The sequence below is a fragment of the Sulfobacillus sp. hq2 genome (assembly GCF_002903155.1).
Taxonomy (GTDB): Bacteria; Bacillota; Sulfobacillia; order Sulfobacillales; family Sulfobacillaceae; genus Sulfobacillus; species Sulfobacillus thermotolerans.
In genome coordinates, this window is the sequence record NZ_NWUL01000018.1 from 62,183 (window position 1) to 81,189 (window position 19,007).

The window sequence follows — 19,007 nt, forward strand, 5'->3', positions numbered from 1 at the left end:
CTCCGTGTGCCCCTTATCCATGGGTGTTAGGAAAAAGTCACGATGTCGGCATCGCCCCACAGCCGTTCTAAATCGTAGTAACGCCGCTCTTCTTCTGTAAAGATATGAACCACCACTGCACCATAATCTAAGAGAATCCAGTGGGACTTGTCCCCTCCCACTTTGTGCAGCAGTGAAACGCCTGCCGCTTTCATGGCGTCTTCAATATGTTCCGCTAAGGCCGCCACTTGAATTGTGGTGTGACCAGATACAATCACAAAATAATCGGCCACGAGGGTCACTTCACGCATATCCAGAACGACGACGTGTTCGCCCTTCTTTTCCTCTGCTACGTGAGCGGCCAATGCCGCCCACTCCCGTGATGATTCGGGGATAACGCATTCCTCCCTTACAATATGGAACTTCTCCCGGCTAATCATGCGAATCCGAGAAACTCTTCACGGCCTGGACCATCAAAGGGTGCGGTGTGAGACCCCGTGCTTTTAGGTAGCCCAGCGTTTCCTCTAACATCGCTTGATATCCCAGCGGAATGGATCGCCGCACCGTCTCTTCAATGGATGCACGAGCTGGATAATGACGCCCGGGCTCCACACCATCCGCGACAAACAACGCCTGCCCTAAAAGATCTTGCCCAGGGGCTGCAGTAGTATGATAGCGTATCGCCTCCCACACCGAGGGCGTTCCAATGCCTTCGGCTTGCAGCCACGCGGCGGCAATGGGGCCGTGGAGCAGCACAGGCTCTTGCTGCTCAGCTGGCCCAATAGTCACGCCCAATCGCAATGCTTCCTCAAGCAATGCCGCACGGGACAGCTCACGGGCTAAATCATGAGCATAACCGGCCAAAAAAGCTTGGTCTCGAGGAAATCCTCCGGTGCTTGCCAAATCTTCCATGAGCGCCGCCACCCGCAAGCTATGCTCTTGGCGGTGCCGAGTCAGTTGGGCAAAACGGTCGTGATACGTCGACATAGGTCACCTGCTCACGATGTATCTTCGCAAAAGCAAAGCTGAAGGTTCCCCTCCAGCTTTGTCTCCTTTTTTAATAACGATTTTGACGGGGACGCGCCTCGTTAACAATAATATCACGGCCGCTGAGTTGTGTTCCATTCATTGCCTCAACCGCCCGATCGACATCTTCATCCGCCACTTCGACGAAGCCAAAGCCCCGCGACCGTCCCGTTTCCCGGTCCATAATGATGCGGGCACTAATGACATGAGCATGAGCAGCAAAAGCCTGAGCCAGTTCTTCTTCGGTCGTCGACCACGGCAAATTGCCGATGTACAGCGTTCTCGCCATTATTTGCATCCTCCCTGTCATTCCACAAACGTGCTCCCGAGACCATGCAGAGCCGATCTATTACGCTTGTAAGCCCGTAGTCAACGCCCGGGACGCCACAAATCACGAGCTATTATGAACGCTTGGGCACGAAAACATGCGAGCGTCCATGGCTATGGAGCATGTTGATACAACTGATTTTTTTCAATATAGTGCTCCACTGCTTCAGGAACCAGATACTTAATCGAAAGCCCCAATCGCAAACGCTCACGCACTTGGCTCGACGAGATGGCTAAAGCGGGCACCTCCAATTGGTGAATGCGATCGACTTTCTCAGCCCCCAGCTCTGCCGCCACTGCATGGATCCGGGAGAGAGAATACCCTGGCCGACTAGCAGCAATGAGATGCGCATAACGAAAAATATCCTCCGGATAATGCCACGATGCGATTTCTAATATCGCATCGGCTCCGCTGATGAAGTACCAATCGACGGTCGAGTCCATCCGGTGGAAATAGGCAAGAGTGTCGCTCGTATACGACGGCCCCTGGCGATCGATTTCGACCCGGGAGAGCTCGAAGTGCATATTAGGCGCGATCGCGAGAAAGGTCATCAAGTATCGGTGCTCCGCACTGGCTAGCACCTCTGGCGGCTTATGCGGAGGTTGGCCAGAGGGGATAAAAATCACCCGATCCAAATGAAAAGCATCCCGAGCCGCTTCGGCGGTCACCAGGTGTCCGTAATGGATCGGGTTGAATGTTCCTCCCATGAGCCCAATGGCTCCCGTCTCTTTACCCATTTATAGTTAATTCGCGATCACTTAATTTTTTCCTGCCATATTTTAAGGATGTCGGAAAATTTCCTCCAAGGAATCCTCTCATTCTAAAACAAGTTCCCCTTCTCGCCAGTAAAATGTGCCCTCGCCGATTCGCACAGGCGTGTTATCTGCGACATGAGCGCGTCGTAGCATCCCCTCGAGTCCCCTGCGGCGCAGGTATTCTAAAAAGTACTCCTCCGCGTGAGGGTTGCCCCACAGGGTCATACTCGCGCGTTCCTCTATGTCTCCCACCACGCGAACGCCCTCTTTGTCGTCAAACTCCAATGAAAAGCCATGTACAACCGGCTTCAAAGCCGGTTCCACTGTTTGCACTTCCGGCTTGGGGGTTATATCTAAGACGCGCCGTACCTCCCACATCAACGCGTCGATCCCTGCTCCGGAAAGTGCCGAAATAGGCCAAACCACATGGGGCGAGACCGCCTCTTGTAATGCCCGCAGGCCCTCTTCACTGCCCTCCATATCCATTTTATTAGCAGCGATAATGACAGGGCGGGCGGCAAGTTCCGGGGAAAAGGCTTGCAATTCATGCGCGATGATGCGGTAATCATTAGCTGCGTTCCTATCCATTTGGGGGCTTACGTCCACCAAATGGACCAACACACGGGTCCGATTGAGATGGCGTAAAAACGTGTCACCCAATCCTAAACCGGTATGGGCGCCCTCAATCAATCCTGGCACATCAGCCACCACAAATGGGTCCCCATAGTCGCTCACAACCCCTAAATTAGGGACTAATGTCGTAAAAGGATAATCGGCAATTTTAGGGCGCGATGCCGATATTTTGGAGATCAGCGTCGATTTGCCCGCGTTAGGAAAACCAACGAGGCCGACATCGGCTAATAAGTTCAATTCCAGCGTCACCCAGAATGCTTCGCCAGGTTGCCCCTTTTCGGCGATCCGAGGCACACGATGCCTCGATGATGCAAAATGACTATTGCCTTTTCCACCCCGACCACCGCGGGCAATAACCGTCCGGGAGCCCGGCTCGGTTAAATCGGCGATGAGTTCTCCGGTTTCCTTTTTCACCAAAGTCCCCGGAGGCACGCGCACAATGACATCCTCGGCATCGCGGCCATACATATTTTTTGCCGCCCCGTTTTGGCCATTTTGGGCACGATAATGTTTTTGATGGCGGAAATCCATGAGGGTATTGAGACCGGGATCTACCTCAAAGATAATATCACCCCCGCGCCCACCATCGCCCCCTTCGGGTCCGCCCGTCGGCACAAACTTTTCACGACGAAAGGCTACTGCCCCATTCCCGCCGCTGCCTGCCTCCACATAAATACGGACTTCATCAACAAACACACCCTAGCCTCCCTATTTCCTAACACCCCACATCACATCCAGACGATTGTCATGATGCCGCCAAAACACACCCCTAATATGTTTTTGTGGAAGATGCTTCATACCTTCTGTCTCCACATGAAACCCTCGGCGAAAGAACGTCACGGTGATGACGCCTTGTGCATAGGGGATAATCGAGCGCAATACGGCGCTCAACTTCCATAACATCCAGTAGGATCCCCCGCTTTTGTGCGCCTGGACCCACCGAATTTCAGCCCCCGACGCTTCTGCTAACGCTTCCAGAGCCATCATCTTGTATACCCACCGTAAGGGCAACCCTTGAAACACGCCCGGTTGGACGCTAGACATCGCATGATCCGCCAGATAGCGTTCGGCCCGAGACACTTTTTCCAGTTCGAGCCAACCACTGATGATTTGCAAATGATTCGCATAGCGGTGCCGGTAGCGGCGAATCATTTCCACGGCTTGTGCTTGGTCGGCCACCCGGACTGTGCTGGCTGTGTAAGCTGCAAAGAGCAGCAAAAAGACAACGCGCCAAAAGTGAGGGCTTAAATAGCTTCCCACTCCTAGCGCGATAAATATGGCCAACCGCAACACCACCGCAGAGAGCCGACTGGCACGCTTGGTTAGCGCATTACGCTTCATTAACGGGCAGAACCCGGATTTCACGCCGATCGTGCCCGCGGTTCACGAATGCTACAGTGCCATCAATCTTGGCGAATAAGGTGTAATCTCGGCCCATTCCAACATTGAGCCCCGGACGAAATTTGGTTCCCCGTTGGCGAACGATAATGCTACCGGCCGTGACTAATTGTCCTTGATGGCGCTTGACACCAAGCATTTTCGGCTTGGAATCCCGCCCGTTACGGGAACTTCCGCCCCCTTTTTTGTGTGCAAAGAGTTGTAAACGCATGTTATTCCCTCCTCTTCAGAATCCAATTAGGTCATTTCGCGATACCGTACGAAATCCGGCGCGGTATCGGCTAAATCCTTAAATCCCAGACAAAAGGTTTCCAATATGGACCGCGAACTCTCTGAAAGCTTGTCAGTAATGTGAAGGTCGAGAACTCCATCATCCAAACGATATTCTATGGGGGTACGCTCAACGCGCGTCAACCCCATGATAAGCGTCTCAGAGAGCGCAGAGGCTGCGGCACAGACAATATCCTTGCCGTATGGGGCTTGGCCCGCATGCCCTGTGACCCGCAGACGATGCACTGAACCTTGGGAGTCACGCTCTACGACAATTTTTATCATCGAGCCGATTAAACGGTGGCGTCAATACGATCAATCCGCACACGCGTCAAATACTGACGATGGCCCTGGCGTCGGCGATAATTGCTCTTGGCTTTATATTTAAAGACAAGAATCTTTTCCCCACGCTCTTGACGCACTACTGTCCCCACCGCCGTTGCTCCATTAACGTAAGGCTCACCCACAATCGGTTGGCCATTGTCGTCAACAACCATTAATAACCGATCGAATGTGTATTCATTGCCCTCATCCACCGGCAGTTTCTCTATCAGCAATTCCTGTCCAGGCGACACTCGGTACTGCTTGCCTCCTGTCTCAATGACCGCGTACACAAAAATCCCCCTATTCCATGAATCACCGTGGCATTAATCCAATGTATGTTACCACGAATCGCAATGACCGTCAAACCTCCGCTCGAGGCATTGGTAAGGCAGGTTCTTTTACCGCCGGCAATGTGTTGTCTTCATCATCAAGAATCTTAGCAGTGGCAAATGTTCGCAGCGCACGCAGGATTTCGACCGAAACCGTTTCTCCTACCCGCGTTCCCGCAGCCTCAATATCCACAACATACCCATCGAGACGGGAAATTCCATCGCGTGCATTGCTGGCATGGCGCTCTTGCACCACCAGTTCGAGACGCTGACCTTCGTGAACCGGCAACGCCGCACTCTCCACTTCCTGTCGCGTCCCAATCTTTGGAAACTTGACATCATCGACATCACAATCATGCGAGCCTCGAACAAAAATAGCACGACCTGTGGTGCGCTCCAACTCTTTTAAGTTGGTGCCGCCCGGCCCAATTAAATGACTCGCAATAGCAGGGTTCGCTTCGACCAATATCGCTTCCGCGCCACTTTCCTTTAACCGCTCCACAATACGCTGTCGCAAGCGCCGAGCAATCACTTCTTCCGACAACACTTGTCCTCGGCCGTCACATTGGGGACAAACGCGTGTCAGTTGGTTTAACAACGACTCGCGCACTTTCTTGCGCGTCATTTCCAACAACCCAAGGCGCGTAAGCCCTAAGACCGTGACGCGGGTGCGGTCATGGCGTAAAGCTCGCTGAAAGGTTTTCAGCACTTCGACTTGGTCTTCTTCATTTTCCATATCAATGAAATCAATAACAATAATTCCACTGATATCGCGCAGACGCAATTGCCGGGCAATTTCCACAGCGGCTTCCCGGTTTGTCGCCAGCACGGTGTCGGATAAGTCAGTCGAACCAACGTTCTTTCCCGTATTGACATCAATGACTGTCAATGCTTCCGTTTCATCAATGACTAAATATCCGCCACATTTCAACCATACCCGCCTCTTGACAGCCCGGTCAAGTTCCGCTTCCACCCCGCGCAATTCAAATAGTGGAACCCCTCCATTATCGAGTTCAATCCGGTTTTTCAAGCCCGGCGAGATGGTTTCTGCTATTTCCCGAGCACGGTAATAGGCTTGTTCATCATCAATGACAAACCGATCCACCGACTCATCGAGATGGTCCCGGATGGTACGAGCAATAAGGCTTGCCTCCCGGTGTAATAAAGCAGGCGCTTTGGTCGTGCGGGCTTTGTGCCGTATCCGAGCCCACATGCGCCGCAAATACGCTAAATCGCGAATCAACGCCTTCTGAGAAGCCCCTTCAGCCACCGTCCGCACAATCAGTCCCATGCCTTTGGGTCGGATCTTTTCGGCAATCGCCCGCAGGCGTTCCCGTTCGCGTTCAGAGTCGATGCGCCGCGAAACCCCTACAGTCTCTGAATAGGGCGTAAAGACTAAATAACGTCCCGGTAAACTAATGTTAGTTGTTACGCGCGCCCCTTTATTTCCTATAGATTCTTTAACGACTTGCACAACGACTTCTTGACCGACCTTCAGCACTTCTTGGATAGGACGCGATTTGCGGTGATCACGTTCTTCCGCATGGGCATCATCCACATACAAAAATCCGTTTTTTTCAAGGCCGAGGTTGACAAAAGCCGCCCGCATACCCGGCAGCACATTTTCGACGCGACCTTTGTAAATATTCCCCGCTGACTGTTCTTCATCATCCCGCTCGATATAAAATTCGACGAGTTGCCCCGCCTCTAAAATTGCCAGTCGACTTTCATGTGGCTCATAATTCACCAGTAATTCCTTAAACAATTTTGGTTCCGGCACCAGAGGGGCGCTCTCATGTTCTATGGAGGCGGCCCCTGGGGATTCGGCGCCAGGTTCCGTATTAGCCGCTCCAGCAGATTCTGCAGGAAGAATCCCCCAACGGCGACGCTTGCGCCGTGTCATGAATGGACCCCTTTCTGAAACAGTGAAAAATACGCTCAAACTTTTGGGCAAAATTTTGACTGTCCTGGATAGTATCGCCTCTCTTCTATCATACCACGACAGGAATCACGATCAACGCATCGTCAGTAATTCCTGTAAGGCAATGGACGGCCCCCATTCTTCAAGACCCTTTAAGAGATCTTCCTCATATAGGATGCCCATTTTCTTGAGATCTGGTGACAACACGACGACGCGATGATACTTCATGGGCCGCATCACCCGGAGTACCTCTCCCAGTGAAGTCTCACAGTGTACAGCAAAATCATCCAAGGCCCACACCGGCCTTTTTTTGAGCCAAGACGGCCTAATCGCTAAATCCCGCACAATTAAATAAGCCGCCGGACGAGGAGAATGCTGGGCTCCCCAATAGATAAACACCGCGAAGATCCCTAAACTCAAAAGCGGTTTGGGCGTAAGAAACGAGAAAATTGTCACCACAAACAAAAAGCGCGCAAGCCATAATCCCGCTTCGACCACGATCCGTTCGGCCTGTTCATAACCCATTCGCCTGGCCAAATACAACCTGGCTAAATGGCCTCCGTCGAGGGGTGCGGCGGGAAGTAAATTGAGAAACCCCAAGCCTAAATTCATTTCGATAAACAGATGCAGCCACGATGGGCTAACCGGAAGCCACCGTGCGAGCCCCCATGCCGCTGATGCCAGAAAAAAATTCTGCAAGGGTCCTACGACAGCGATCATCGCTTCTACGTACGGTTCTTGCTGCGCGATGCCGGAAATGCGCGCAATACCACCAAATGGCCAAAGTTCAATACGTTCCACCGTACACCCATAGCTCTCCGCAACAATGGCGTGAGTTAGTTCATGCAGCGTAATAACAAAAAATGCCAAGGCCATGCGAATGCCTTGGCCTCCAATCAGGTAGAGAACAACCAGACCGATAAACCAGGGATTAATGGAGATTTTTCGCCACATCGGGGCCCACCTCCTTAGGGGCGAGCCCACGTGGTTCCAAAGTATTGTGGTAGCAAGGGATTGACCGGCAATCCATCAATCTGAACAGCAATGGCTAAATGTCTGCCTACCCGCCCTAATACGGTTCCCAAGCTCACCTTTTGTCCTCGATGTACCGCCATGTGCTGGACACCTTGCAACACCACAAGTATCTTGCCCACGCTGAGCTCCAAAGAAGGGGCCGTGTGAATCACGGTGGCTCGTGCAAATCCCTGCACAACTTGTCCTGGAGTAGTTTGCAATGTCACTTGAGCGTCAAACTGTTGGTGATGCCATCCAAAAGACTCAACCAGATGCGCGTGGGACACCGGATGAGCCCAGACCTGGTGCGTCAAAGGTCTCACGGTATGTCGTGTGCTGGGAATTGGCAACCGCAATCCCACGTTTTTCGGTATATGCCACGTCGACGTAACCCATTGTCGTTCCACTGTAAGCACATGGTCCCGGACCCTTTGAGGCAGCACGTGAGTCGCATAAACGCCTGAAACTAAAAGACCCGCGATCACCCAGCGGCCCCACCAGGTCGAACGCCGTTTCACCATCAAGGCTCTCTCTTCCATGGCGATCTCTCCTTTTCGCACACTCCCCTATCCATCTTATGGCAGGCTAGTCCCGTTCAGACCGCGCCTAAACGGATTTGATCAAGTTCTCACACGGGTGCTATGATCAAGGGGTCACAGAAGACGATGCCAGTCAACTTTCCCCAGCCCGAAAGGGCGGAGCATGGGAATATAAAGCTAGGTTGACGAGGAAGCACGGGTCGAAGCAGCTATGGCCATGGGCGGCATCTCTTCGCACAGAAAGGAGGAAGCGGCGCTTTCCGCACCGCTATAGACTAATGAAAGTGGCACCGTGGGAAGCATTAGCGCTGGCTTTAGCCTTCGTATTTGTCGGTTCCTACCTCCAGAAGAAAGCCTTTGTGGTTTGGCAGATGCCCCGTTATCTAGCTAAAAGCTGGGTCCGGTACTCCCTAATGATCGTGACAATCATCATTTTAGGATTTCCGTCGGTCACGGGATATTGGTGGATGGCCCCAATTTATGGAACCGCGATTGGATTTTTAGGAGGAAAACAGGCCGATTGGGAAACGGCCTGTAAGGATTAGAATACCGCGCAAGATTATACACGAGAGGCTTCCCGCGTTATTTTTCTTTGTGCGGAGAAGCCTCTTTCCGTTTACGCCCAGTGGGGCGTTTGAATTTGTTCTCGAGTTGCGTCAGCCGCTGTTCAATCCGTGATAACAACGCAAATACGGCCAATAACACGGCTCCGTCAACGGCGAGCAACACAACAACCCATGTCGTGGCCGTCATCGCGGTATTTTTCTCTCCCCTCAAATAAAGGGCCTCTTCACCCCGGCTCTAAGAACTTTTCCCCATCACCACGCGGGTGCTGGCATTGGCTGTATTGGCATAGGACAACGGCCTGCGGCGAAGATAGACATTAAGCAAGATGCCAACCCCTACCGAGTCCGCAAGCAGCGCAGAGCCTCCATAACTCATAAACGGTAAAGGCACCCCCGCGACCGGCATAATCCCCGATACCATTCCCGCGCTTTCAATCACGTGAAAAGCAAACATGGATACGACTCCGGACGCCAAAAGCATTCCATAACGGTCCTTGGCATGCACCGCAATAAACAATCCCCGGGCTAACAACAACAAATACACGGCGAGCAGCGCCATAGAGCCAACAAATCCAACTTCTTCAGCAATCACCGCAAAGATAAAGTCCGTATAAGATTCCGGTAGAAAGCTTAGTTGATTCGAATGCGCGGTAAATATCCCCGTGCCCAAGAGTCCACCACTTCCTACAGCAATCCGCGACTGAATCACATTGAAACCCGCTCCTAAAGGATCTTTGTTAGGATTAAGAAAGATAATCAGTCGGTCTAACTGATATTGGTGCATCGGGATCCACACATGAAAACGGTAATGGATATAAATCCACAAAATCACCGCGAGCAGTCCGCCTGGGAAGATAATTAGCAGTTTCCACCATGATGCGCCTGCCATCAGCAGCATTCCCGCCGCAATCGCCACAAAGACCAAGGCTGTGCCTAAGTCTGGCTGTTTAAGAATCAGCAACATCGGCAACAACAAAAGCAAGCCAGGGGACACTAAATCGCGCCACCGCTTTAACTGCGGCTTCTTGTCTAAGTGTGTAGCAAACGCTACCACTACAGCGACTTTGGCAAATTCGGAAGGCTGTAATTGAAAGGGACCAATTTGAATCCAGCGTTGGGCTCCCAAAGCAGAGTGGCCTTTAATCAGTACAAATGCCAACAATGCCACGGCAATCCAGTATAGGTAGGGACTCAGTTGCCGAAATCGCTCATAGGGATACCATGCTACGATGGTCATCGTCACCAATCCCAACCCAATCCATATCATTTGGCGATGGACATAATAGAGTTGGGCGGACGCAGGCAACAGAGGCTTAGTCGCACTGCCAATAACAAAGAGGCTTAAGCCCGAAATCAACAAGACGATTGCGATGACCAGATAGTCAATATTCTTCCAAACGGATCCGGAACGCATACAGCTCGACCTCTTTCCATCATAGTCCTTTTAGTATATAAGACCTGACGGCAGAGGTCGAGGACATGCAATTTGCTGTATCCGATTAGACAGAGTGTCGCTTGACGTTACGAATTGGGATATTGGCCACCAACGCCATGGCATCATCATGGCGAGAGAAATCCACCCGAAATCCCTCATCATCAATATCCATGTACTCTGATATGACTTTCAGCAAATCGTTTTTCAAGTTCTCCAAGGCTTGCGGCGACAAACTCGCACGGTCATGGACCAAGACCAGTCTGAGGCGTTCTTTGGCGACGTCCTTGCTTGCATCTTCCCTGCCGAAAACGCGCGCGAACAAATCAAACATTGAGCGTCCCCCCTTGCTCATGACTTAAACCCCATGAGCTTGCGCAGCCGGTTCAAAAACCCTGAGTCATCATCCAATTTCATCATGGGTACATTTTCTCCTTGCAAACGCCGGGTAATATTGCGGTACGCTTCCCCTGCTTTCGACTGGGGGTTAAGTACGGCAGGTTCCCCACGGTTGGTCGACACCACAATAAATTCGTCATCGGGCACAACCCCAAGCAATTCAATCGCTAAAATCTCGATCATATCATCGATATCCATCATGTCGCCTTTTTTTACCATGCTGGCACGGATGCGATTAATAATCAAGAAGGGTTTATGCTTTTCTTGGGCTTCCAGTAAACCAATAATGCGGTCCGCATCGCGAACTGAGGAAACTTCTGGTGTCGCAACGACTATCGCTTTATCCGCACCTGCCACCGCATTTTTGAATCCTTGTTCAATGCCGGCTGGCGAGTCGATGAGCACATAATCAAATTCCTCTTTCATGTGACTTACCAGTTCGTGCATCTGCTCGGGGGATACCGCTGTTTTGTCCCGTGTCTGGGCCGCTGGCAATAAATAGAGATTTTCAAACCGCTTGTCCTTAATCAATGCGTGTTTCAATTTCGCAAATCCTTCTACGACATCGACCAAATCGTAAACAATGCGGTTTTCCAGCCCCATAACCACGTCAAGATTTCTCAAACCAATATCTGCATCGATGAGCGCGACTTTCTGACCCGCCTTTGCTAACCCCGCCCCCAAATTGGCGGTTGTGGTCGTTTTACCAACGCCCCCTTTCCCCGATGTAATGACGATAGCTTCCCCCATAACCTACGGATCCCCCTTACCTAATGTTTCCCAGCATGCTGTGCTGCCACTGTTCAATGATGAGCTGGCCATCACGGACTTCCGCAAACTCTGGAAATGCCGGCAGCGTGGCATCTTCCGCATCGGGCGACCGGCCAATAAAATGTGCAATGCGAATTTGCGTCGGATTCAAGCGGAAAGCGGCCACCATCGCCTGATCATTGCCATCCGCGCCAGCATGTGCCATGCCACGTAGCCAACCCATGACAATAATATCGCCGCCCGCCCTTATTTCCGCCCCAGGATTCACATCACCGAGAATCACGACATTGCCGTAATACCGCACATTCTGGCCAGAACGTAATGTCTTGCGGATCAAAAGCGTCGGGTGGCGCCTAGCCTCATCCTCCCAGTCGCGGATACTGCGCCGTTCAAATTGCGGGTCGGCAAAAATCTTGACGACATCCGGCCCGGCACGCAGTGCACTGACTTCTTCTGCCTTGTCCCGGACAGGAGTTTCAGCGGCCTGTACGGGATGTTCGCGTATCAGGTCCCCAGATGCGTGAGCACTTGGGATGGGCTCCTGGACTTCCGCTGATACGTGTTTGGGTAAACGGCGCGCCAATGGTGTCCCTCCTCGATTTGACTCAGCACTTTACAGATTCTCTATCCGCTGCCAATATCCTGCCATTCTTCCCCCCTTGTCTCAAAGTTTTTATCCTGTTATTCAGTCAAACTGCTAGGAATACAGACAAAGACCGACGGCCTGTTTGCGAACAGATCGTCGGTCTTTGAAACATTGCGTCGAGATTACCAAGGTGGCGACACAGATCGATAACGAGTTCGCCTGTGGATACGGGTACGAAACCCTAATATGCCCCCTAAAGCCGGAGTAAACAACATGGAAAATAAAATCCAGACCGGGAGCGGACGAGAAAATACCAACCACGGAAAATGGTATCCAAACACATATAACAAAAGCCACTGAAACGGTGTTACTACCACCTGGCTTAGCGCCGCTAAGAGACCAGGGACAAAAATCGGGTCCCTGACGATTCGCTGTTGCACGAGGGCAATCGTATACCCTAGCAGTGCAAAGGTCAGCGCATTGAGCCCAATAAGGCGCCCGGCCCACAAATCTTGCATAAGCCCTCCAACCAATCCCGCCCACATGCCCCGGCGCGGAGTTTCGTAAAGGGCAATCAATACGGTCACCGACAGCACAGCATTAGGCGCATAGCCATTCGGAAAGATTTGGGGCAACAGCGCAACCTGCATTAATAATGCTAACAAATACAAGACGATCCACGTGCCCACCCGGAATCGCGCCATCAGCTTTGGCCTCCCCCGAAAATCGGCGGAATGCTCGTTCCTGAAGGATGGGACTCCACAACCATCACGGTTTGTAAGCGGTTGAAATCGACAGAGGGTTTGATAATCGCCGTCTCCGTCAACCCGAATTGATTTTTGGACACTGATAAGACTTGACCGACCAACAAGCCCTTGGGGTAATACTCACTAAGCCCTGACGTCGCCACAACATCGCCTGGCAACACATCCGGTTTATGGGAGAACAGTTGAAATTCCAAAAGACCTGTTACGGGATCCTGTCCAAGAACAACGCCCGTCGATTGAGACCGAACGTCTACGGCTCCCACACCACTTTTCGGATCGAGAATCAACATCACGGTGGCCGTATTCGGTGTAACAGCGACCACACGGCCTACAACCCCTTGAGGCACAATAACCGCCATGCCCGTTTGCACCCCACTGCGGCTTCCTTGATCAATCACGGCGGTGTTAAACCAGCTATCGGGGTTGCGGGCGATAATAATCGCTGGCTGTAAATGCCACGATCCTAGATTCTTTTTGAGCCCTACCATACCGCGCAACTGACCATTTTCGGCCAAAACCTCTGCCAGTTCCAGTTTCATCGAATTGTACTCCAGCAGCTTGCGCTTGAGTTCTTGGTTCTGCTGCTGCAAGGTAAAGAGATCGCCGACACTGCTGATGGCTGTTCCCGTTTCCTTGCCTAAGAACGCCATACTGGATTCCGCAGGGGATACCACCGTATTAATGATGTTGCTAAGACCAATGACAGTACCGCGAATACGGGCGGTCAAACTCAAACTGACCGTGACAACCATGATCACCAAGACGGTAATCAGAAGACGCCGCCACCGGTACAAGAATCCGCCCACGCTTACGTCCCTCCTCTTTCCAATTAACGGCGATTGCGGCGACGCAAAGCTTCAAGGTGATGGGCGTCTTCCAAGACCATTCCAGTTCCCCGCACAACCGTCAAGAGCGGCTCGTCCGCCTGATGAACAGGCATGCCCGTTTCCGAACTGACCAGCTTATCAAAATCTCTCAGCAATGATCCTCCACCCGTCATGACAATCCCGCGGTCCATGATATCCGCCGCCAATTCCGGGGGTGATTTTTCTAACGTGGCTTTAATCGCATCCACAATCGTATTGACTGTTTCACTAAGCGCGCGCTGAATTTCCGTTGAGTTGATCTTAAGGGTTTTAGGCAATCCTGTTACTAAATCTCGCCCACGCACATCCATGCTTTCTTCATGGTCAGGAGGATAAGCAGAGCCAATGGTAATCTTCACTTCCTCAGCTGTCCGTTCACCGATCATCATGTTGTAGGTCCGCTTGATGTGATTGACAATCGCGTCGTCCATCTCATCTCCAGCAACACGAATCGATTGCGACGCCACAATCCCATCTAATGAGATAATCGCTACTTCACAGGTTCCCCCGCCAATGTCCACAATCATATTTCCGGTGGGCTCTGCGACGGGCAACCCTGCACCAATAGCTGCCGCCATCGGTTCTTCAACCACTAACGCCTCACGGGCACCAGCTTGTACCGCCGCATCTTTCACCGCTCGCTCTTCAACCCCGGTTACGCCAGAGGGTACGCCAATAACCACGGTCGGATGCGTCATCCGTGAATTATTGGACGCTTTCTTGATAAAATACTTAAGCATAGCCTGCGTGGTATCAAAATCCGCAATAACGCCATCTTTCAGGGGCCGAACCGCGCGAATGTTTCCCGGCGTACGACCCACCATCTGTTTGGCTTCTTGGCCAACGGCGATAATTTCGGCCGTTAACGTATCAATCGCCACGACGGACGGTTCTTGAAGCACAATGCCCTTACCCTTCACATAAACCACCGTATTCGCCGTTCCCAAATCAATGCCCATATCTTTAGAAAATGACCCAAAAAAACTTCTCATGGGTGAAAATATCCCCCTTAGTTCAGCTCCGTGGTTTTTCCTTGATGCACACTGGCATGACGCCCTTTGCCAACAATAATATGATCTAAGACTGGTATCCCCATCAGATCGCCCGCCTCCTCTAACCGACGAGTCAAGCCTAAGTCGGCCCGGGATGGGGTAGGGTCCCCGCTGGGATGGTTGTGCACAACAATCACGGACGCAGCCGATCGGCCCACCGCCCGTCGAAACACTTCACGGGGAAACACCTCCACGCTGTCGAGGCCCCCTTGAAATACGGTTTCGACCGCCAACACTTGGTTTTTGGTCGTCAGGAGAAGGACGCGAAATTCTTCTTGACTAAGTCGCATCATATCTTCTACCAGTAGCACAACATCGTCAGGCCCCTCAATCCGGTGTTGCAAATCCGCTTTTCTCAGCCTACTCCCCACTTCCAATGCTGCTAACAAAAGAGCCACCTTGGCCTCCCCTAACCCTTTAATCTGCAGCAGTTCAGAAGCGCGGCGACGGCTTAAGCCTGTCCAACCCTCTTTGAGCAAGTTCTGACTGAGCTCCAGCACACTTTGACCCAACGAGCCCGTTCCCAGCAAAACCGCTAGTAATTCCCGGTCCCCCAAGACACCCGCGCCGTGCCGCAATAATCGCTCGCGCGGCCGTTCTTCAACAGGTAAATCCCGCACACGTGTCATCGGCCTTCAGACCTCGCAATATGCTGAAGCAACGTCTGCAACGCAGCCGTTGGCAATCCAATAACGGTTTCTTTGTCCCCCACCAGCCTGGTGACCCACTCGCCAGCACGACCTTGAATGGCATAGGCCCCCGCCTTGTCTAAAGGCTCGCCTGTGTGAACGTACGTGAGAATCTCGTCCTGAGTTAGCGTCCGAAACGTCACCCGCGCCGCAGCCACCCGCACCAAGCCACGCTCTTTAGCCCCATCCCATACGGCTAGGGCCGTGTAGACGTCATGAGAATTGCCGGACAACTGAGCTAACATCGCTGCAGCTCGTTGCTCGGTTCCTGGCTTGCCTAGGACAGCATCCCCCTGAACCACAATGGTATCGGCACCAATGACCGTCCTCGTAGGATAACGTTTGGCGACGGTCAACGCTTTTGAGACAGCCAGCCGCCGTACCAATGCCTGAGGAGACTCGCCACGTCGACGCGATTCGTCAATATCCGCTGGGTCGACAATAAAAGACAAGCCGATCTGCTGCATAAGCTCTCGACGCCGGGGTGATGACGACGCTAAAACATATTGGTCCGTCATGTGCTAAGATCCCCGCCTTTGGTACCACCATAGGCCGCCAATGATGCCAATGATTCCCCCGAGATTCAGTTGAAGCCAGATGCCGAACGATACCCCAAACACACCCAGATTCAATGTCCATGGGCCCGTCGGCGATCCCAGATCAAAGTAATCGTGGCCTAGAGGAGACCACAGAACCGACAGAAAATGGCCTAAAAGCGAGCCGACAATTCCTCCAATGACCACGTATAAAATGGCCACGCCTACTGAATTTCGCCCTTTCATGACAAACCAAACTCCTTTGGCGGGGTCTGCCACCACAGGGACCCATCTTCTTCATCGACACAAACTGCGACCTTGTTCAGCATACCATTCGCAACGACGTCACGGCAATCATCGAAAAACTTCCTGCGATGGACAATTTCACCTAACATCCTCTCGTTGTTGCACTTTCGTGTTGAAAGCGCGTGACCAAATACCCCAATAATGCTAGTGATCCTGTCGCTAGCACAGCCTCTTGCGCCTTAGCCTCGGCAAGGGCCGCTTGAACCGCCTCCCATGGATCGTCAATAAACGTAGCGCTGGGCACCATCTCCCGCCATTGTAATGGATCCCCCGCGCGTTCTGAGGGAATTCGAGTGACGATAACATGATGCGCCAATGGCTTTAGCATTTGCAACATTTCACCAGCCGGTTTATCGGCTAACGCCCCGAACACAATGGTCCAGCGCATGTCCCGGTAGGGGGCCAACTTTAATGTCTCCACAAGTGCTCCAATCCCATGGGGATTATGCGCCCCATCAATCACCCATAAAGGCTCTCGCTGCATGACCTGAAAGCGCCCCGGCCATGAAAAGTGAGACCACTGCGTTAAAATGCGAGACCAATCCTTCACCCATCCTTTTGCCGCTAACGTTTCCATGGCCGCATACGCTGTGGCAACATTTTGCACTTGATACGCCCCTAATAAGGGGACATGGATAGGCCCATGGGGACTGATTCCGTCAATACCGTCTGGCCCTACAACAGGAAACCAATGCGGCTCCACAATGGGCACCTGAAGCCTCCTCGCCTTTTCCATTATGACGGCGCGGGCAGCAGGATAAGGCTGGGGACCTAACACGACGACTGATCCCGCTTTGATAATCCCCGCCTTTTCCCCAGCAATCGCCTCAATGGTGTATCCCAAGCGGTCCATGTGATCAAAGGCGACGGGAGTAATGACTGACAAGCAGGGGGGGTCAATGATATTGGTCGCATCTAAACGGCCTCCCAATCCCACTTCCACCACCGCAATATCCACCTGCCAATAGTGAAACGCCAAGAAGGCCATGGCTGTTACCGCTTCGAAAAATGTTGGAACGTCGGGCATGTTCCGCCCGGCGTCCTCAATCACTTGGCCTAATTGATCCCACAACGCCGGATCCATGGGTTGCCGATTAAGCATGACACGTTCATTGATGTGTCCAAGATCTGGCGACACTGTGAGGCCGACTCGGTAGCCTTGGGAGGTAAGCGCGTCGGCAATTAAAGCCGCGGTTGATCCTTTGCCATTAGTGCCCGCCACGTGGACTATAGGATACCCACGCTCTGGATGGCCCAATTTCTCTAACAAAGATCCGATGCGTTCCAAACCGGGACGAATTTTATTCCGTTCCAGGTCTGCCCACCAATTCTCCTTCACTGCAAGTCCTCCCACCGTTCCTTCAGTCGCTCCATGCGCGCCAACAGTTCTAACCGCTGTTCCTGGGCTTTGGCCACTACAGGCTGCGGTGCCCGTTCGCGAAACTTTTGATCGGCTAGCTGCTTTTCCACGCGTTCGAGCTCGCGCTGGGTTTGTTCCATGGTCTTCTGCACGCGGGCTTGTTCAACCGCAAGATCAACGATACCTTCTAAGGGCAGATAGACACTGCCCCCTTGACACACCCCGGTCAACGCGTGATGTGGTTTGGGTGCCCCTTCGGCTTTGACATGCCAGCTAATATCTTGAGCCCGGACCATTTCTCGTATCGCAGCCGCCTCCATCTGCCAGTCCGCTAAAGTTTCTGCATCATCCGCAACCATTTGGAAATGAACCCGTTGTCCCGGAGGAAGATTCACTTCGGCACGGAGATTGCGTGCGGTCCGGATAAGGCTTTGTACGCGATCCATGACGTCTTGGGCTCGGTTCGCCGGAAGATTTTGTGGCGAAGGCCACGGGGCAACCATGATGCTGTCTCCTTGGTGCGGCAAGGATTGCCACAATTCTTCGGTCACAAATGGCATAAAAGGATGAAGCAGTTTTAAAGCTTGTTCGGCCACAAATACCAGCATACTCAAAGTGTTAGAGGAGGTCTCGGGATTTTCTCGCATGTGAATCTTGGTCAACTCAATATACCAGTCGCAGTAATCATCCCAAAGAAAATCATAGATAGCCCGTGCCGCTTGGCCAAACTCAAAGTCCTTGAGCCATTCCGTCATGTGCTGAGTGGTTTGGTTTAGTTTTTGGACAATCCATACATCCTCGACGTTGTCCATCGTCACAGCTTGGGGCGTAAATCCTTCAGGAAGATTCATCCGCACGTACCGAATCGCATTATAAACTTTGTTCGCAAACCGGCTCGCTGCCTCAACACGCTCGTCCGAATAGCGCTGATCATTCCCTGGCGCTGAACTGAGGACCAAGGCTAACCTAAGCGCATCCGCTCCATATTTTTCTATGACGTCCATCGGATCCACGCCATTGCCTAAGGACTTACTCATTTTCCTTCCTTGGCTGTCCCGCACCAAGCCATGCAGTAACACCGTGGCAAATGGGCGTTCGCCGGTAAAATGCAAACCTTGCATGACCATGCGTGCGACCCAAAAGAAAATAATATCGTATGCC

General features: G+C 52.3%; 26 protein-coding genes. 1 reads left to right on the forward strand and 25 read right to left on the reverse strand.

All coding sequences use genetic code 11. The features are described from left to right. Positions 1 to 26: 26 nt before the first annotated feature. The 12 genes from rsfS to CO251_RS03080 all read right to left on the reverse strand — a co-directional run bounded on the left by rsfS (position 27) and on the right by CO251_RS03080 (position 8,516). Complete coding sequence (gene rsfS, locus CO251_RS03025; RefSeq protein WP_255398085.1) at positions 27 to 344, reverse strand: ribosome silencing factor; 318 nt, start codon at positions 342 to 344, stop codon at positions 27 to 29. Between the two features lie 67 nt (positions 345 to 411). Next, on the reverse strand, positions 412 to 966 hold the full coding sequence (gene yqeK, locus CO251_RS03030) for a bis(5'-nucleosyl)-tetraphosphatase (symmetrical) YqeK (RefSeq protein WP_103374332.1): 555 nt from the start codon (positions 964 to 966) through the stop codon (positions 412 to 414). A gap of 70 nt (positions 967 to 1,036) precedes the next feature. After that, positions 1,037 to 1,294, reverse strand: coding sequence for an RNA-binding protein (locus CO251_RS03035; RefSeq protein WP_103374333.1), 258 nt, complete (start codon positions 1,292 to 1,294; stop codon positions 1,037 to 1,039). A 152-nt stretch (positions 1,295 to 1,446) separates the two neighbouring features. Beyond that, the gene (gene nadD / locus CO251_RS03040; protein ID WP_173677060.1) at positions 1,447 to 2,070 is read right to left on the reverse strand and encodes a nicotinate-nucleotide adenylyltransferase; all 624 of its coding nucleotides are present in this window, start codon (positions 2,068 to 2,070) and stop codon (positions 1,447 to 1,449) included. A gap of 78 nt (positions 2,071 to 2,148) precedes the next feature. Then, positions 2,149 to 3,417: a GTPase ObgE gene (gene obgE, locus CO251_RS03045; protein ID WP_103374334.1), complete on the reverse strand. Its 1,269-nt coding sequence runs from the start codon at positions 3,415 to 3,417 to the stop codon at positions 2,149 to 2,151. Between the two features lie 12 nt (positions 3,418 to 3,429). Then, positions 3,430 to 4,062, reverse strand: a complete 633-nt coding sequence (locus CO251_RS03050; RefSeq protein WP_103374335.1) for a Spo0B domain-containing protein — start codon at positions 4,060 to 4,062, stop codon at positions 3,430 to 3,432. Further along, complete coding sequence (gene rpmA, locus CO251_RS03055) at positions 4,052 to 4,330, reverse strand: 50S ribosomal protein L27 (protein ID WP_103374336.1); 279 nt, start codon at positions 4,328 to 4,330, stop codon at positions 4,052 to 4,054. The genes CO251_RS03050 and rpmA overlap by 11 nt, the downstream gene beginning before the upstream one ends. A 26-nt stretch (positions 4,331 to 4,356) precedes the next feature. Beyond that, the gene (locus CO251_RS03060; RefSeq protein WP_103374337.1) at positions 4,357 to 4,674 is read right to left on the reverse strand and encodes a ribosomal-processing cysteine protease Prp; all 318 of its coding nucleotides are present in this window, start codon (positions 4,672 to 4,674) and stop codon (positions 4,357 to 4,359) included. Positions 4,675 to 4,682: 8 nt separating this feature from the next. Beyond that, the gene (gene rplU / locus CO251_RS03065; protein ID WP_103374338.1) at positions 4,683 to 5,003 is read right to left on the reverse strand and encodes a 50S ribosomal protein L21; all 321 of its coding nucleotides are present in this window, start codon (positions 5,001 to 5,003) and stop codon (positions 4,683 to 4,685) included. Positions 5,004 to 5,073: 70 nt separating this feature from the next. Beyond that, positions 5,074 to 6,945 (reverse strand): Rne/Rng family ribonuclease, encoded by a 1,872-nt coding sequence (locus tag CO251_RS03070; protein ID WP_103374339.1) that lies wholly within the window; start codon positions 6,943 to 6,945, stop codon positions 5,074 to 5,076. Between the two features lie 111 nt (positions 6,946 to 7,056). Further along, a complete protein-coding gene (locus CO251_RS03075) occupies positions 7,057 to 7,917 on the reverse strand; it encodes a site-2 protease family protein (RefSeq protein WP_103374340.1) in 861 nt (286 codons plus the stop codon). Between the two features lie 14 nt (positions 7,918 to 7,931). Beyond that, the gene (locus CO251_RS03080; protein WP_103374341.1) at positions 7,932 to 8,516 is read right to left on the reverse strand and encodes a hypothetical protein; all 585 of its coding nucleotides are present in this window, start codon (positions 8,514 to 8,516) and stop codon (positions 7,932 to 7,934) included. Between the two features lie 284 nt (positions 8,517 to 8,800). On the opposite strand from CO251_RS03080, the gene CO251_RS03085 reads away from it, so the two are divergent. Beyond that, the gene (locus CO251_RS03085; protein WP_146038968.1) at positions 8,801 to 9,061 is read left to right on the forward strand and encodes a hypothetical protein; all 261 of its coding nucleotides are present in this window, start codon (positions 8,801 to 8,803) and stop codon (positions 9,059 to 9,061) included. Positions 9,062 to 9,098: 37 nt separating this feature from the next. Here CO251_RS03085 and CO251_RS03090 read toward each other — a convergent pair whose 3' ends face one another. The 13 genes from CO251_RS03090 to CO251_RS03150 all read right to left on the reverse strand — a co-directional run. Beyond that, the gene (locus CO251_RS03090) at positions 9,099 to 9,293 is read right to left on the reverse strand and encodes a hypothetical protein (protein ID WP_103374343.1); all 195 of its coding nucleotides are present in this window, start codon (positions 9,291 to 9,293) and stop codon (positions 9,099 to 9,101) included. Between the two features lie 24 nt (positions 9,294 to 9,317). Then, complete coding sequence (gene rodA, locus CO251_RS03095) at positions 9,318 to 10,496, reverse strand: rod shape-determining protein RodA (RefSeq protein ID WP_103374344.1); 1,179 nt, start codon at positions 10,494 to 10,496, stop codon at positions 9,318 to 9,320. 85 nt (positions 10,497 to 10,581) lie between these two features. Further along, a complete protein-coding gene (gene minE, locus CO251_RS03100; protein ID WP_103374345.1) occupies positions 10,582 to 10,848 on the reverse strand; it encodes a cell division topological specificity factor MinE in 267 nt (88 codons plus the stop codon). Positions 10,849 to 10,865: 17 nt separating this feature from the next. Continuing rightward, the gene (minD, locus tag CO251_RS03105; protein WP_103374346.1) at positions 10,866 to 11,663 is read right to left on the reverse strand and encodes a septum site-determining protein MinD; all 798 of its coding nucleotides are present in this window, start codon (positions 11,661 to 11,663) and stop codon (positions 10,866 to 10,868) included. A 16-nt stretch (positions 11,664 to 11,679) separates the two neighbouring features. Beyond that, positions 11,680 to 12,267: a septum site-determining protein MinC gene (gene minC, locus CO251_RS03110; protein WP_242968268.1), complete on the reverse strand. Its 588-nt coding sequence runs from the start codon at positions 12,265 to 12,267 to the stop codon at positions 11,680 to 11,682. Positions 12,268 to 12,452: 185 nt separating this feature from the next. After that, a complete protein-coding gene (gene mreD / locus CO251_RS03115; RefSeq protein ID WP_103374347.1) occupies positions 12,453 to 12,974 on the reverse strand; it encodes a rod shape-determining protein MreD in 522 nt (173 codons plus the stop codon). Beyond that, positions 12,974 to 13,843 carry a rod shape-determining protein MreC gene (gene mreC / locus CO251_RS03120; protein ID WP_103374348.1) on the reverse strand — a complete coding sequence of 290 codons (870 nt, stop codon included), beginning with the start codon at positions 13,841 to 13,843 and terminating at the stop codon, positions 12,974 to 12,976. The genes mreD and mreC overlap by 1 nt, the downstream gene beginning before the upstream one ends. Before the next feature lie 23 nt (positions 13,844 to 13,866). Next, positions 13,867 to 14,895, reverse strand: coding sequence for a rod shape-determining protein (locus CO251_RS03125; RefSeq protein WP_103374349.1), 1,029 nt, complete (start codon positions 14,893 to 14,895; stop codon positions 13,867 to 13,869). A 17-nt stretch (positions 14,896 to 14,912) separates the two neighbouring features. Continuing rightward, complete coding sequence (gene radC / locus CO251_RS03130) at positions 14,913 to 15,584, reverse strand: DNA repair protein RadC (RefSeq protein WP_103374350.1); 672 nt, start codon at positions 15,582 to 15,584, stop codon at positions 14,913 to 14,915. Then, positions 15,581 to 16,162: a nucleoside triphosphate pyrophosphatase gene (locus tag CO251_RS03135; protein ID WP_103374351.1), complete on the reverse strand. Its 582-nt coding sequence runs from the start codon at positions 16,160 to 16,162 to the stop codon at positions 15,581 to 15,583. Before CO251_RS03135 ends, radC begins: the two co-directional genes overlap by 4 nt. A gap of 3 nt (positions 16,163 to 16,165) precedes the next feature. Continuing rightward, positions 16,166 to 16,426: a DUF4321 domain-containing protein gene (locus CO251_RS03140; protein WP_103374361.1), complete on the reverse strand. Its 261-nt coding sequence runs from the start codon at positions 16,424 to 16,426 to the stop codon at positions 16,166 to 16,168. A gap of 142 nt (positions 16,427 to 16,568) precedes the next feature. Then, positions 16,569 to 17,825 carry a folylpolyglutamate synthase/dihydrofolate synthase family protein gene (locus tag CO251_RS03145; RefSeq protein ID WP_103374352.1) on the reverse strand — a complete coding sequence of 419 codons (1,257 nt, stop codon included), beginning with the start codon at positions 17,823 to 17,825 and terminating at the stop codon, positions 16,569 to 16,571. After that, the coding region (locus CO251_RS03150; protein WP_146038969.1) for a class I tRNA ligase family protein at positions 17,822 to 19,007 on the reverse strand (1,186 nt) is incomplete at its 5' end. The genes CO251_RS03145 and CO251_RS03150, both read right to left, overlap by 4 nt.